At 55.4% G+C, this 285-nt stretch carries 1 pseudogene; it reads left to right on the top strand.

From position 1 onward, the window contains the following. A pseudogene (locus tag HMPREF2822_RS09620) lies at positions 1-285 on the top strand (IS21 family transposase); the annotation flags it as partial.

Raw genomic sequence — 285 nt, 5'->3', positions numbered from 1 at the left:
GCAAATGTGGAAGCTGCGGTAAAGATCGTCACGCACAAGATCATCCACGCCCTTGAAGACCACCAGTGTGTTGACTTAGATGAGCTCAACGGAAAGATTGTGGGCTTAGTCGATGCGATCAACACCTCCGTGCCGTTTCGCAGTCAGCAGTCAAGCCGCAGGGATCTCTTCGAAGCACACGAGCAGCATCTCCTTGCTGACCTGCCGGCAACCCCGTGGCAACATACCGAGTGGAAGCGTGCGAAAGTAGCCCCGGATTTCCATATCACGGTTGCAACGGTGCGC

Source organism: Corynebacterium sp. HMSC062E11 (assembly GCF_001811845.1).
Taxonomy (GTDB): domain Bacteria; phylum Actinomycetota; class Actinomycetes; order Mycobacteriales; family Mycobacteriaceae; genus Corynebacterium; species Corynebacterium hesseae.
The sequence above is the reverse complement of the archived record's forward strand: the minus strand, read 5'-3'. Positions and strand labels throughout refer to the sequence as shown.